The following is a 13,141-nucleotide window of genomic DNA, read 5'->3' on the forward strand; positions in this document are numbered from 1 at the left end:
TAGCCGCGCGGCAAGTGGGGGTCCGTTGAGTAGAGTGCGAGCATGGACGCCCAGGTGACGGACGCCCGGCCACGCGGCCGCGAGGCCACTCGCGAGAGGATCTTGCGTGCGGCCCGCACGCTGTTCGGGGAGCATGGATACGAGCGGGTGACCGTTCGGATGATCGCGGCGGCCGCGGACGCCAACATCGCCCTGGTCGGGCGCTACTTCGGTTCCAAGGCCGGCCTCTTCGGCGCGGTTCTGGACGGTGAGCCGGCCTTCAGCGACCTGTTCGCCGGCGCCCCCGAGAGCCTGCCGCGGCGGCTGGCCGAATACGCGGCCGAGCGCATGGAGCACCCGCCGGAGAGCCCGATCCTGCGCACGCTGGAGCGCTCGGCGGGCCACCCCGAGGTTCAGGCGGTGGCCCGGGAGCGCCTGCTCACTGCCGTGCTCAACCCGTTGGAGGAGCGTCTGGGAGGCCCGGACGCGCACGCCAGGGCCCGCATGGCCACGGCGGTCCTCCTCGGAGTCGGCGCCATGCGCCGCCGCATCGGCCCCGAGACGCCCACCCCGGCCGACGTCGACCGCCTGACCGCGGTCTTCGAGGCCTGCTTGAAAGTTTCACCTTCCTAGGTAGCCCTGGCCTGGGGGATGCCGCGCGCAGCGGTCGGATGTCTTTCGGCGGGCCGGCACGGCTACCTACCATCCAAATACCGGGTGGGAGCGCTCCCACAGCTTTCCGCATGACGGATGGAGTGAATTTCATGTCTCGCAGAAGGCCCGTGTTGGCGGTGCTCCTCGCGGCGGCCGCCATGGCCGTGGCGGGGTCGGTCGTCCTCTCCTCGACCACCACCGCCGCGGCCGCCGACTCCGCTTTCTATGTTGATCCGCAGACCAACGCGGCCAAGTGGGTCGCCGCGAACCCCAACGACAGCCGTACCGCGGTGATCAGGGACCGGATCGCCGCCGTGCCCCAGGGCCGGTGGTTCGCCTCGTACAACCCCTCCACCGTGCGCAGCCAGGTCGACGCGTACGTCGGCGCGGCCGCCGCGGCAGGCAAGATCCCCATTATGGCCGTGTACGAGATGCCGAACCGCGACTGCGGCGGCGCGAGCGCGGGCGGCGCGCCGGACCACGCGTCGTACCGGGCCTGGATCGACCAGATCGCGGCCGGTCTCGGCGGCCGGCCCGCCACGATCGTGCTGGAGCCGGACGCGCTGGCCATCATGACGAACTGCATGAGCTCCGCGCAGCAGGCCGAGGTCAAGGCGTCCATGGCCTACGCCGGCAAGAAGCTCAAGGGGACGTCGTCGCAGGTCAAGGTGTACTTCGACATCGGCCACGACGCGTGGCTGTCCCCCTCGGAGGCCGCCTCCAGGCTGGTCGGGGCCGACGTGGCCAACAGCGCCGACGGCATCGCGCTCAACACCTCCAATTACCGCTCCACTCCCGGACTGGTGTCGTACGCGAAGAGCGTCATCGCGGCGACCGGCGTGTCCAGGCTGAAGGCGGTCATCGACACCAGCCGCAACGGCAACGGGCCGCAGGGCAGCGAGTGGTGCGACCCGGCGGGCCGCGCGACGGGCAGCTGGAGCACCACCAACACGGGTGACGCGGCGATCGACGCCTTCCTCTGGGTCAAGCCTCCGGGCGAGTCCGACGGGTGCATCGCGGCGGCCGGGCAGTTCGTGCCGCAGCGGGCGTACGACCTGGCCATGGCCGCCCCGCAGCCCACCGTGACTCCCACCGTGACCCCGACGGTCACCCCCACAGTGACCCCCACAACGGGTCCCGGAGGCTGCACGGCCACCTACAAGGTGACGGGCCAGTGGCAGGGAGGCTTCCAGGGTGAGGTCACCGTGAAGGCCGGCTCGTCCGCCATCTCCGGCTGGAAGGTCGGCTGGACGTTCCCCAACGGCCAGACGATCACTCAGCTCTGGAACGGCACCCTGGCGGGCGGCAACCCCGTCACCGTCACGAACGCCGGCCACAACGGCAGTCTCGCTGCCGGCGCCACCACCACGTTCGGCTTCCTGGGCAACTGGACCGGCCAGAACGGCACACCCGCTCCGGTGACCTGCACGGCCTCCTGAGCACCCGGTGGGCCCCGGTCAAGGGGCCCACCGGCGAAATAACGGCGCCTTCTCGGCTGTTGCACAGTGCCAGGTCGACACCCTCGGGGAAAGGCGCGTACTCATGGCACTGCCGCTGTCCATCCTTGATCTGGCGGTCATCGGTGAGGAGGAGACGGCGGCCGATAGCCTTGCCGCCAGCGTGGCCCTCGCCCAGCGCGCCGAGGAGCTGGGCTACCGGCGGGTCTGGTACGCCGAGCACCACAACATGCCGAGCATCGCCTCCTCGGCGACCAGCGTGCTCATCGCCCACGTCGCCGCCCACACCCGGACGATCCGCCTCGGGGCGGGCGGCGTCATGCTCCCGAACCACTCCCCGCTCACCATCGCCGAGCAGTTCGGCACCCTCGAAACCCTGCATCCCGGACGCATCGACCTCGGCCTCGGCCGGGCGCCGGGCAGCGACCAGCAGACCATGCGCGCCCTGCGGCGCACCCCGTCGTCCGCCGACTCGTTCCCGGAGGACGTTCTGGAGCTGCAGGGTTACCTCAGGGGCGAGTCCCGCATCCCGGGTGTGGACGCCACGCCGGGCAAGGGCACGGACGTGCCGCTGTACATCCTCGGCTCCTCGCTGTTCGGGGCCCAGCTCGCCGCCGCACTGGGGCTCCCGTACGCGTTCGCCTCCCACTTCGCGCCCACCGCGCTGGAGGAGGCCGTGGCGCTCTACCGGCGCGACTTCAAGCCGTCGGTGCAGCTCGACCGGCCGTACGTCATCGCCGCGCTCAACGTGATCGCGGCGGAGACGTCGGAGGAGGCGCAGGAGCAGTTCCTGGCCTCGAAGCGGCTGAGGGTGAGCAGGTTCCTGGGGCGGGGGCGCACGTTCACGCCGGAGGAGGCCGACATGATCCTCGATTCCCCGGCGGGGCGGCAGATCGTGCAGATGGCCAAATACTCGGCGGTCGGCGATCCGGCCGAGGTCAAGGACTATGTCGGCCGGTTCGCCGAGCACGCCGGGGCCGACGAGCTGATCGTGGCCTTCTCCGCGCCTGACAGGAAGGCGGGGCTGCGCTCGGCCGAGCTGCTGGCGGAGGCGCACGGGCTCTGATCAGTCCGCCACGAGGCGGCTCCGGTGGCCCTCGTGCTCGCGCTGCCGCCGCACGACGTACGCGCCCGGCGCGCAGCCCGTACCTCCATGCTCGGGATGCAGCAGGTAGACGGCGGCCGACGCCTCGAACATGCCGATCGCCAGCCCGTCCGAGTCCGACACCTGAGTCGTCCAGATGCAGGTGCCCGGGTCGGCGACGAGCGTGTGAGGGTTGCCGCCGGCCGCGCCGCGCAGGAGCTCGACGCCCTCCGGGGGGACGGGCTGCCAGCGGGCGTCGCGCCAGGTCCGTACGGATGCGGTGACGACGGAGCGGGGGATCACGATGAGGTCGCCCTGGGCCTGGAGGCCGTCGACGACGGGGATGCGCGCCGACTGCTCGAGATGGTCGAGCACGGCGAGTCCGGTCTGCTGGGTCAGGGTGGCGAGAGTCACAGTCATGGTGTTCACCTCAGGTTCGGCGGAGAAGTCGGGAGTACTGCGCGGCGGACAGCCCGTAGGTCCAGCCGGCGGCGTCGATCGGGTCGTGGAGGAAGGCCGGCACGGTCAGCCCGTACCGCCGGCGGCGTCCGTCGCGCTCGACGGACCCGTTGACCGCGAGGAGCACTCTGGTGCCCCTGCGCATGTCGTAGAGGCGCAGCTCGGAGCCGGGATTGCCGGGGTCGGGCGCGGAGGCGACGAGCCGGAGCCCGGCCTGCTCGATGTAGGCGGCCCAGCCGAGGCGCTCGATGGCGCACCGCCTGACCTCCACGTTGGCCTCGTCCGCGATGCGCCGGACGTCCGGATCCGTGATCACCCAGGGCGGCACCTGCGTGCCGTGCCAGGAGTGCAGGTCCCAGCCGTCCGCGTAGCGCACCGCCGGGCCGTCGGCGCAGTGCAGCCGCACCTCGCCGGCCTCGCCCCACATCTCGGTGTGCACGGTGACCGGCCGCTCGGAGACGACGCAGACGCTTTCCCTGGGCCACCACCAGCCACACGATGCGGCGGCGGTCGCCCAGAGCCCGAGCCGCTCCAGTTGCGGGCCGGTGAAAGCGACACCGGCCACCCGCCGCAGGGCGTCGTAGCGGGCGATCCAGGCAATGTGCTGGTGCCAGTACAAGCTCTCATGGAGCGGCCCGGTGTGTGCCGCCCGCAGCGGTGGGACGAGGGTGGCGGAGATCGAGCGGTTCAGCGGAAACTGAACCTGCTGCTGGATGAGCCGGTCGATGGGCTGTCGCGCCGGTCGGATCCGCGCGTCGAGCTCCCTGAACAGCTCCCGCACCAGCGCCTCGAACCGGCCGCGCGCCGGCCATGCGGCCATGCGCTCGACTGATTCGCGGGTCTGTGCCCCTGGCGGGACGGTCGACAGGGCGGCGGCGGGTGACGCGACCCAGTGGAAGCGGGGTGGAGGGAGCCCGATCAGGCGGTACAGGCCCGAGATGGCGGCCTCTGCGGCCGGACGGTCGGCGGGCAGCGTCGAAAGCGCCTGGCCCAGCCATTGCTCGCGGATGATGGCAGCTTCCCGCTGCACCGGATCGCTCACCGGATCAGGGTGGCGTCGTCCTTTCTCACGATCATGTGAAAGATGGTGACAGAACGGCGCCGCGGATGTCCAGTCGGCGCAAGGCACTTCACGGCTCTTGAACCATCGCGCCACAATGAACCCATGTCCGGCTTCGAACGGCTCACCATCGAGGAAGCGCGTACGCTCACCCGTTCCGAGCTGCTGCCGAGGATCGAGCAGGAGCAGAAATACTGGTACGAGCGCATCCGCCGCAGCCGGATGCAGCCGGGGGACGACGAGGCGTTCAAGACCTTCAACAAGATCCTTCATGCCGCCGCCGACCTCGACCGCACCCGCGCCGACACGGAGGCCCTGCTCCAGAGCAGGCCCCTCGACAAGGACTACTGGCGCACCCCGCTGGGGGAGCTGGGCGTGCTCTGAGCGGGGGAATACTTCCCGCCACGGTCATTTCCTGGAACGCTACGAGGCGCGCCCTTGGCACGATCGGTGTCGGGCGGTGGATGGGGGCTCTTATGGATGCACGGATTGAGCTCGCCGGCGGGGACGAGGTCGCGGAGTCGGCCTCGTTATGGAAATGGCTGTGACGCCTGGGACGAATTGGCCGCAGCACTCACGGAGACCTATGCGGAAAGCGGCACGAGTGCGCTGAGCCGCGTGGTCGGGCGTAGCATCGGCGCGGACATTCGTCCTGATCAGGAGCGCACACCTGCGCAAGAGGGGCCTGCGGAGGTGGGAAGAACTCACCCGGCAGACCGTCATTTCACCGTCAGTCCGCGGCGCCGGTCACGGTTCTGGCTCGGCACCCTCATGTGGATCACCGGCATTGTCTGGGCCGCCATTTACTACCTTGCGCCAGGCGAAGGCCCGTTAGGGGCGTTCGGGAACCTGAACCTTCTGGTGGGTTTCGTACTCGTGGTCCTCGGCTTGAGCCTGGCGGTACGACGCCCATCAGAGTGAGCTCACGTGAGCTCGGCCGGGAGGCCGTGCGGATCGACCTTCGCGACGATCAGGGCCGGGGCGTTTGACGCCTTCGCCGTACCCAGCGCCTGATCGAAGGCCGCCGGGGTGTTGACCGACTGGGCGGACTGCACGCCGAGCCCGTTCGCGAATTTGACGAAGTCCCACCGATTGAGCACCACGTACGGCTTCGGCTGCGCGCTCGGATCGCCGAAATACGCGTCGTCGATGAGGAACTGCTCGAAGGCGTAGATGCCGTTGTCGACGACCACGACGACCGGGTTGCGGGCGTATCGCGCGAGAGTGGAGAGCGCCTGCGCGGTCATGTGGAAACCGCCGTCGCCGCAGATGACCAGGGGTCGCCTGCTCGACCCGAACGACGCGCCGACCGCGGCGGCCACGGAATGCCCGATCGAGGCCCACACGGCGCCGCACAGGAACGAGTCGCGCCCTTTCACCGGCAGGTTCGCGGCCGAGGCGACGCCCAGGAAAGTGTCGGGGACCACGAGCCAGGAATCGTCCAGCGCGGCGCCTATGCGCTCGAAAACCTGGCGGTAGGTCAACGGGCCCGCGGCCGGCGCTGGAGCGGGCGGATCCACCGCGGCGGGCACCGGTTTCGGTGGCGCTTTCGCCGCCTCGGTGACGAGCGCCGACACAAGAGCGCCGATCTCCGCGCTCTGCTTGGGGCCGCCCTTGATCTTCACCTTGCCGTCATAGGCCGAGACGATGCGGTTGCCGCCGGTCGTCACCAGCGTGGCGTAGTTGCTGGGAAACACGCAGCCGAGCATCACGAGCAGATCGGCGTGCTCGACGGCGTTCGTGGCGGCAGGGGTGGAATGCGGCGGGGCATAGACCCCGACCCAGCCGTTGCCCTGCTCGGGCAGCGCCGACTTGGCGAGCAGCGCGGTCGACCAGCGGACGCCCAGCTTGGCGAGCAATTCGGCCACCTTGCCGGCGAGCCCGTAACGCTGGATCTCGGTGCCGACGAGAATGACCGGCGACGTCGCGGCGCGGATCAGCCCGACGATCGTGGCCGCGAGTTGCTGCTCCGTGCCCGCCGCCGGAATGGCGAGCGGCAGCGGCCCGGCCGGCATCGGGCAGGCCAGATTCCAGATGTCCCTGTTGATCTCGACATAGACCGGCCGCTTCTTCCTGATCGCGGTCGCGATCGCGCTGTCCACCACGGCCGGCACTTCCGACGCCTTTCCGGCACGCGCCGCGCTCGCGGTGACGAGCTTGTACGCGGCCAGGTCCGTGTCGGGCTGCCCGGTCGAATGCGAGAACAGGACGTCGAAGTCCTTCAAGTTGTTGAGGTTGCCGGTGTTCGGGCCGCCATTGAGGACGACGACCGGGCTGCGCTCGACAAAGGCGCCGGCAATCGCGTTGATCATGCTCAACATGCCGACCCCGTTGGCGACCGCCACGGCGCCCAGGCCTTTCATCCGCGCGTACCCGTCGGCCGCGTAACCGGCCTCCAGATCGCTCGCGGTGACGACCGGTCTGATGCCATGGGGACCGACCGCGTCGAACAGCGGCGCGCAGAAGGCGGCCGGCACGCCGAAAAGCGTGTTGACCTGCTGCTGGCTCAGCCGCGTCAGGATGTAGTCGGCGACGGTGAAGGCCATGTCCACAGACCCCGGATCAGACGCGGACCGGCATCGCCGGATCGACCATTGCCGCGTTGCGCGGGTGGTGAATGTGGATGACCGGCATCGGCCTGGGCGCCGCCTTGCCGAAGAGCGCGGCCATGTGCTTGACCAGGCCCTTGCACACTGCCTTGTCGAACAGTTCGTTGTTCACACCCTCTTCGAAGGTGCCGCCGATGACGACATGATCGGCGCGGGGGAACATGTAGCCGTCCTGGCCGTACAGATATTGCAGGTCGGGCTGGGCCGGCAGCATCGCGAGCTGCCCCTTGATGGGGACCATCTTCGAGTCGTTCCACAGCGCCTTGGCGCCGAGCCCCGTGCAGTTGACGATGAGCTTCTGCGTCAGCGACGTGAACACGTGGTGCTTGCTCGTGAAGTTGCGATGCACGAACATGACGCCGCGTGCCTTCAGGTCGCTTTCCAGCCGCGGGAGGAAGATCGGCGGCTCCACCAGCAACGTCTGATACTTGAACCCGGACCTGGGTGGCCCTTCGAACGGCAGGTGCGCCAGCGGGACGCGAGCCGGCAGCAGCCCCGGCACGAGCTGCTCCACGACGTCGAGATTGGGTGACGGCTTGGGCGTGAAATTGGGGCGCTCGGATACGCCGAACCCATGGCCGATGCTGTTCTTGAAGGTCGTGTAGGACGTCTTGAGTATGTCCTTGAGCTCGTTCTCCTTGCCCTCGTACGTGACGACGGACACGGCCCAGTGGCCGCCCGCCTTGAACGACGTCGTCTGGACCGGGTCGCGGTCCGAATAGATCGTGACCCTGAGGCCGAGGTCGAGCAGCAAGGTGGCGGCGGTCATCCCCATGACCCCGGCGCCGAGCACCGCGACCTCCGTGTCATGCGACACGGCGATGCGCTTCTGGACCATCTCCTTGACCTTGGCGGCACAGCCCCAGCTCAACGTGATGCCGCAGCCGCCGTGGCCGTAATTGTGCACGACGAACCTGCCGGAATCGGTCTCGGCGTCGAGCCGGAAGGAACCGGTACGGTACGGCCTGACCCCGGCGAGACATGCCCCGGGCGCATTCGGGTCGAAGGTGAAGTCAGGCGTCGGCAGATTGGCGGATGCCATTTTCCATCCCTCAGATCAGGTCGCGGCTCGGGAGAAGCGTGCACCCGCATGCTTACCCATGGTCATGGATGATGAACACGATGTAGTCGCCGTACGGCGGGCGCCTTTGTGGCAGGCGCCCACCGCATGGGCTGACGGGATCAGACCCCGAAGGCGGCCGGATAGCGGATCGTGCCGGACGGCACGGGCCGGGCAGGGTCGAAGACGAGCGCCATCATGTACTTGTCCTCGACGTCGAAGGGCGGCCGGATGGCGTGGCGCGAGGCCGGCGTGAAGCCGAAACGCGGATAGTACTCGGCGTGGCCGAGCACGAGGACCAGGTTCTCACCCTGCCGCCGGGCGGCGTCCAGGGAGGCGCGGATGGCCGCCGAACCGGCGCCACGACGCTGGTGCTCGGGCCGTACGGCGCAGGGGCCCAGGGTGAGGGCGGGGAGGCCGTCGACGTGGCAGCGCGTGAGCAGCGCGAACCCGGCGACGGCGCCGTCGGGCTCGTGCGCGATCCACGACAGACCGGGCAGCCAGGCCGCCGGGTCGGCGCGCAGCGCCTCCACCAGGTCGGCCTCGTGCGAGGTGGGGAAGGCGGCGAGGTTGACCTCCCGGATCTGGTCACGGTCGGCGTCGGTCTCGGTACGGGTGATCCAAGGGGTGGTCATGACGGTGCGGGAGTCCTTTTCTACGGTCGTGTCCGGGTCGCGGTGCGCGTTCACAGCTGCTGGTCCCGGAACCTGTAGGTGGCGCGGAGATGGCTGGTGATGGATTTCTGCCGGTTCACGCGCTCGTCGCGCAGCCGGGCGTCGGTGCGCGAAGCCTGCCAGGCGGTCTCGCGCTGGAGCTTGCGGTAGCTGTCCAGACGGCGTCCGGCCAGCTCACCTGCCCGGATGGCGGCCTGTACGGCGCAGTCGGGCTCGGTGCCGTGAGCGCAGTCGCCGAAGCGGCAGCCTTCGGCGAGCTGTTCGATCTCGGCGAAGACCTGCTCCAGGCTGTCTGCGGCGTCATGGAGGCTGATCGCGCGCAGGCCCGGAGTGTCGATGAGCACACCGCCGCCGGGCAGGCGGACCAGCTCGCGGCGGACGGTGGTGTGCCGGCCCTTGCCGTCCTGCTCCCGCACCGTGCCGGTGTCCAGCAGTTCCGCACCGAGCAGGGCGTTGCCGAGTGTGGACTTGGCCGCGCCGGAGGGTCCGAGCAGAACCGTGGTGCCATCGCCCAGCAGCGCCGTCAGGACGTCGATGTTGTGGCCGGTGGCGGCGCTGGTGGCCACGATGCCGACGCCGGGCGCGAGCGCGCCGACCTCGGCATGCGTGGCGACGGCATCGGCGTACGTGGTGCCGGCATCGGCGTGCGCGGCATCGGCATCGGCGTCGGCCGCCAGATCGGCCTTGGTCAGGACGATCAGCGGCTGCGCGCCGCTGCTCCAGGCGAGGGCGATGAAGCGCTCCAGGCGGGCGGCGTTCAGAGGGGCGGCCAGGGAGACCGCAATGACGACCGTGTCGATGTTGGCGGCCAGCACCTGTCCGTGGGAGGTGCGTGACGCCGACGAGCGCACGATCGCGCTGTGCCGGGGGAGCACGGCCACCAGTTCGGGGTCTCGGCCGGGGCGCAGCGCCGCCCAGTCGCCGGTGCACGGCGCGGCCAGAGGATCGGCGGCATGCGGCACCGGCACGGAGGCCCGGACCGGGCCGTGCTCGGTGATCGCGTCACACGAGCCTCGATGTACGCGCATGATCCGGGCGGGTGTCAGGCCGGCCCTGCGGTGGTCGGCGAAGACGTCGTCGAGTGCCGGCGTCCACCCGTACTGGGACAGATTTGAGGAATCCGTAAAGGAAGGTTTCAACGTGAGACACCTTGCGGGAAGGGACCCCGGCAGGACTCAGGCGTCATCCACTCCGCGAGCCGGACGGCTCATGACGGGAGGGCAGAAGTCGGTCAGACCGGGGCCCGGGACGTGAGGATTGTCCGGGCGCTGCGCAGGGCAGCGGTGGTCTTCACCGCGGTCATCAAACCTCACCTCCCTTCATCCCGTGTCCAACATCAACGTTCGGCACCCTAGCACCGCTTGCCGCCCACCGCTGCGTACGGCCTTGGTCGTCCACGGTTCCTGCGCGGTAACTCGGTGCCTTTGAAGTGCCGTCTTCCCTGGTCGCCGACGGTCACGCAAGATTCCTCTGTTACCAAAAAGAACTATGGGAGAGGTTTCCTGTGTCCACCACCGTTCAATCACCGCCGCCGCCATTGCGCCTGACGCCGCGGGCCTGGGGAATGCTGCTCGTCCTGTGCGGGGCGATCTTCCTGGAGGGCATCAACGTCGCCATGCTCAACGTGGCGCTGCCCGCCATCCGGGCCGACCTCGGCCTGTCCACCGGGGAGCTGCAGTGGGTGATCAGTGCCTACGTCCTGGGCTATGGCGGGTTCATGCTGGTCGGGGGTAGGGCCGCTGACCTGTTCGGCCGCCGCCGCATGTTCCTGGTCTGGCTGGCGATCTTCCTCGTCGTCTCCGCACTGGGCGGGATGGCCGGCGAGGGCTGGATGCTCATCGCCGCCCGCTTCGTGGCGGGCGTCGCCGCCGCGGTCATGACGCCGGCCGGGCTGTCGATCATCACCACCAGCTTCGAGGAAGGGCCGCAGCGCAACCAGGCGCTGCTGGTCTACTCCGGTACCGCGGCGGGCGGCTTCTCGCTCGGCCTGGTGCTGGGTGGGCTGCTGGCGGCCGCGAACTGGCGGCTGGTGCTGTTCGCGCCCGCCGTACTGGCCCTGATCATCCTGCTCCTGGCGCTGCCGCTGATCCCCGCCACCCCGACGGAACGTTCCGGCGATCGGCGGGTGGACGGGCTCGGAGCGGTCACCATCACCGCCGCCATCATGCTGCTGGTGCTCGGCGTCGAGCGGGCCGCCCATGCGGGTGCGGGATGGACCTCCGCCATCATCGCCGCGGGGCTCGTCCTCGTCGCCCTGTTCGTCGTGATCGAGCGCAGGTCCGCCGCTCCGCTCGTACGGCTGGGCATCCTGCGCTCCGGGCCACTGGTGCGGGCCAACCTGGCGGGCCTGCTGTTCTCCGGCGCCTTCTTCGGGTTCCAGTTCATCGCGGTGCTGTACCTGCAGGAGCTGCGCGGCTGGAGCTCGCTGCAGACCAGCCTGGCCATGCTGGCCATCGGCGCGGACGCCGTCCTCGCCCCCACCCTCACGCCCCGGCTGGTCAACCGCTACGGCAACCCGAAGGTCATCCTGGCCGGGCTGCTGCTTGCCGTACTGTCCTATGTTCTGTTTCTCCCCATCGGCCTGGACACCGTCTACCTCGCCATGTTCCCCACCATGATCATTCTTGGGGTGGCGTTCGCCCTCGCGTACGGGCCGCTGACCATCGTCGCCACCGACGGCGTGGAGGAGAGCGAGCAGGGACTGGCCGGTGGGCTGCTGTACACCTCCTTCCAGTTCGGCGCCGCGCTCGGGCTCGCCGCCAGCACCGCCGTCATCGTCGCCACCACATCGGACGGCAGCGCGGGCGATGTGCTCAGCGGCTATCGCGCCGCCCTGGCCGTACCCATCGCCGCCGCCGCCCTGGCCGCCGTGGTCAGCGCCTTCGGCCTGAGGAGGGGGCGATGACCCTGACGGTGACCTCCTTCGCGGAGATCGAGAGCGAGTTCAACGCCTTCGTCGGCGCTATCGCGTACGCCACCATGGTCACCGTCGACGCCGAGCACCGCCCCCGTACCCGCGTCCTCATCCCTGTCTGGGAAGCCGTGGACGGGCAGCCGCGCGGCTGGCTGGCCACGTACAAGACCGCGGTCAAGGCGGCCCACCTCGCGGCCAACCCGCACACCTCCTTCTCCTACTGGAAACCGGGCAACAACTCGGTCGCCATCGAGGCCGTGGCCACCTGGGTCGAGGAACCGGATGCCAAGCAGTACGTCTGGGACCTCTACCGCGCCACCAGCCCGCGTGGGGCCGGCTACGACCTCGGCAACTTCTGGCGATCGCCCGCCGATCCCAAGCTGCACGTCCTTCGCCTCGACCCCTGGCGCATCCAGGTGATCCGCGGCATGGACCTGCGCGGCCGCATCTGGACGGCGCCAGAGACGTGACGTCGGTCCCACGGGGCGAACGGCCCTGCCGCCCACCGGCAGGGCCGCTGCCCGGTGGCGGAGGCGCGCATGGGGACCAGGTCACCAAGATTTCGGACTTCGAGCGCGCAAGTCCTGTTCCGCCGGCGGCCCACCGGCAAATCTTGGTTCATGACACAGACTTCCGCGCCTTCGGGCGTACTGCCGGCTGCCGCCCATCGCTGGCCCACCCTGCTCGGGCTGGGCTTCGCCGCCCTCACCCTCCTCGACATGGAGAACGGTCGCAGCCTGGCGTTCGTCGTCTTCCTGGCAGCGCTCATCTACCTCGGTACGGCGGTGCTCGGCAAGCCTGGCACGGTCTGGGTCCTCTTCATCAGCAGCACCGTGGCGTGGGTGGTGCTGGACAAGCTCGAGATCGACGCCTGGCCCGCTCTGGTCGGCGGCGCGATCTCGCTCATCGTCCTCGGACTGGTGGGCGGGCTGTTACGCAAGCCGGTGCTGACGGCGGCACAGGTTCCGGCCATGCTGGTCTTCGGCGGGGCGGCGCTGCTGGCGCTCACCCTGTCGCCCCAGGCCGGCGGCTTCCTGGTGGCGGCGGCGCTGATCGGCCACGGCGTACAGGACGTGCTTGTCTGGCGGGCCAAGCAGGTGGTGGCGCGATCGATGGCCGAGTTCTGCATGGTCCTCGACTTCATCCTCGGCGTGGGCATCGTGGTGCTGAGCCTGTGAGCTGGTGGCCTGG

14 protein-coding genes are annotated in these 13,141 nt (G+C 69.7%); 8 read left to right on the forward strand and 6 right to left on the reverse strand.

Going from position 1 to position 13,141, the window contains the following annotated elements; genetic code table 11:
• The first annotated feature begins 42 nt into the window (after nucleotides 1-42).
• From AB0J64_RS27280 to AB0J64_RS27290, 3 genes are all read left to right on the forward strand, one after another.
• Nucleotides 43-612: a TetR family transcriptional regulator gene (locus AB0J64_RS27280; protein WP_364032426.1), complete on the forward strand. Its 570-nt coding sequence runs from the start codon at nucleotides 43-45 to the stop codon at nucleotides 610-612.
• A gap of 131 nt (nucleotides 613-743) precedes the next feature.
• Entirely contained in the window at nucleotides 744-2,072 is a 1,329-nt protein-coding gene (locus tag AB0J64_RS27285; RefSeq protein WP_364032429.1) for a glycoside hydrolase family 6 protein, read from the forward strand.
• Nucleotides 2,073-2,175: 103 nt separating this feature from the next.
• Nucleotides 2,176-3,156, forward strand: a complete 981-nt coding sequence (locus AB0J64_RS27290) for an LLM class flavin-dependent oxidoreductase (protein WP_364032432.1) — start codon at nucleotides 2,176-2,178, stop codon at nucleotides 3,154-3,156.
• Here the strand turns inward: AB0J64_RS27290 and AB0J64_RS27295 are convergent, their stop codons facing one another.
• Nucleotides 3,157-3,594, reverse strand: coding sequence for a hypothetical protein (locus tag AB0J64_RS27295; RefSeq protein ID WP_364032435.1), 438 nt, complete (start codon nucleotides 3,592-3,594; stop codon nucleotides 3,157-3,159).
• Between the two features lie 10 nt (nucleotides 3,595-3,604).
• On the reverse strand, nucleotides 3,605-4,675 hold the full coding sequence (locus AB0J64_RS27300; RefSeq protein ID WP_364032437.1) for a DUF6745 domain-containing protein: 1,071 nt from the start codon (nucleotides 4,673-4,675) through the stop codon (nucleotides 3,605-3,607).
• Nucleotides 4,676-4,798: 123 nt separating this feature from the next.
• On the opposite strand from AB0J64_RS27300, the gene AB0J64_RS27305 reads away from it, so the two are divergent.
• Together AB0J64_RS27305 and AB0J64_RS27310 are read left to right on the forward strand one after the other, a co-directional pair.
• On the forward strand, nucleotides 4,799-5,077 hold the full coding sequence (locus AB0J64_RS27305) for a hypothetical protein (protein WP_364032440.1): 279 nt from the start codon (nucleotides 4,799-4,801) through the stop codon (nucleotides 5,075-5,077).
• A 96-nt stretch (nucleotides 5,078-5,173) separates the two neighbouring features.
• Nucleotides 5,174-5,614: a cell division protein CrgA gene (locus tag AB0J64_RS27310; RefSeq protein ID WP_364032443.1), complete on the forward strand. Its 441-nt coding sequence runs from the start codon at nucleotides 5,174-5,176 to the stop codon at nucleotides 5,612-5,614.
• A gap of 2 nt (nucleotides 5,615-5,616) precedes the next feature.
• On the opposite strand, the gene AB0J64_RS27315 is transcribed toward AB0J64_RS27310, so the two are convergent.
• From AB0J64_RS27315 to rsgA, 4 genes are all read right to left on the reverse strand, one after another.
• Entirely contained in the window at nucleotides 5,617-7,239 is a 1,623-nt protein-coding gene (locus AB0J64_RS27315) for a thiamine pyrophosphate-binding protein (RefSeq protein ID WP_364032446.1), read from the reverse strand.
• Nucleotides 7,240-7,255: 16 nt separating this feature from the next.
• On the reverse strand, nucleotides 7,256-8,344 hold the full coding sequence (locus tag AB0J64_RS27320) for an FAD-dependent oxidoreductase (RefSeq protein ID WP_364032449.1): 1,089 nt from the start codon (nucleotides 8,342-8,344) through the stop codon (nucleotides 7,256-7,258).
• Between the two features lie 140 nt (nucleotides 8,345-8,484).
• Nucleotides 8,485-8,997 carry an N-acetyltransferase gene (locus tag AB0J64_RS27325; protein WP_364032452.1) on the reverse strand — a complete coding sequence of 171 codons (513 nt, stop codon included), beginning with the start codon at nucleotides 8,995-8,997 and terminating at the stop codon, nucleotides 8,485-8,487.
• Between the two features lie 50 nt (nucleotides 8,998-9,047).
• Nucleotides 9,048-10,175 carry a ribosome small subunit-dependent GTPase A gene (gene rsgA / locus AB0J64_RS27330; RefSeq protein WP_364032455.1) on the reverse strand — a complete coding sequence of 376 codons (1,128 nt, stop codon included), beginning with the start codon at nucleotides 10,173-10,175 and terminating at the stop codon, nucleotides 9,048-9,050.
• Nucleotides 10,176-10,540: 365 nt separating this feature from the next.
• Between rsgA and AB0J64_RS27335 the strand changes: the two genes are divergently transcribed.
• From AB0J64_RS27335 to AB0J64_RS27345, 3 genes are all read left to right on the forward strand, one after another.
• Nucleotides 10,541-11,941, forward strand: coding sequence for an MFS transporter (locus tag AB0J64_RS27335; protein ID WP_364032458.1), 1,401 nt, complete (start codon nucleotides 10,541-10,543; stop codon nucleotides 11,939-11,941).
• The gene (locus tag AB0J64_RS27340) at nucleotides 11,938-12,420 is read left to right on the forward strand and encodes a pyridoxamine 5'-phosphate oxidase family protein (protein ID WP_364032461.1); all 483 of its coding nucleotides are present in this window, start codon (nucleotides 11,938-11,940) and stop codon (nucleotides 12,418-12,420) included. The genes AB0J64_RS27335 and AB0J64_RS27340 overlap by 4 nt, the downstream gene beginning before the upstream one ends.
• A gap of 150 nt (nucleotides 12,421-12,570) precedes the next feature.
• Entirely contained in the window at nucleotides 12,571-13,128 is a 558-nt protein-coding gene (locus AB0J64_RS27345) for a hypothetical protein (protein WP_364032464.1), read from the forward strand.
• Nucleotides 13,129-13,141: the final 13 nt, after the last annotated feature.

It is taken from the genome of Nonomuraea sp. NPDC049695 (assembly GCF_040674955.1).
Classification (GTDB): Bacteria; Actinomycetota; Actinomycetes; order Streptosporangiales; family Streptosporangiaceae; genus Nonomuraea; species Nonomuraea helvata.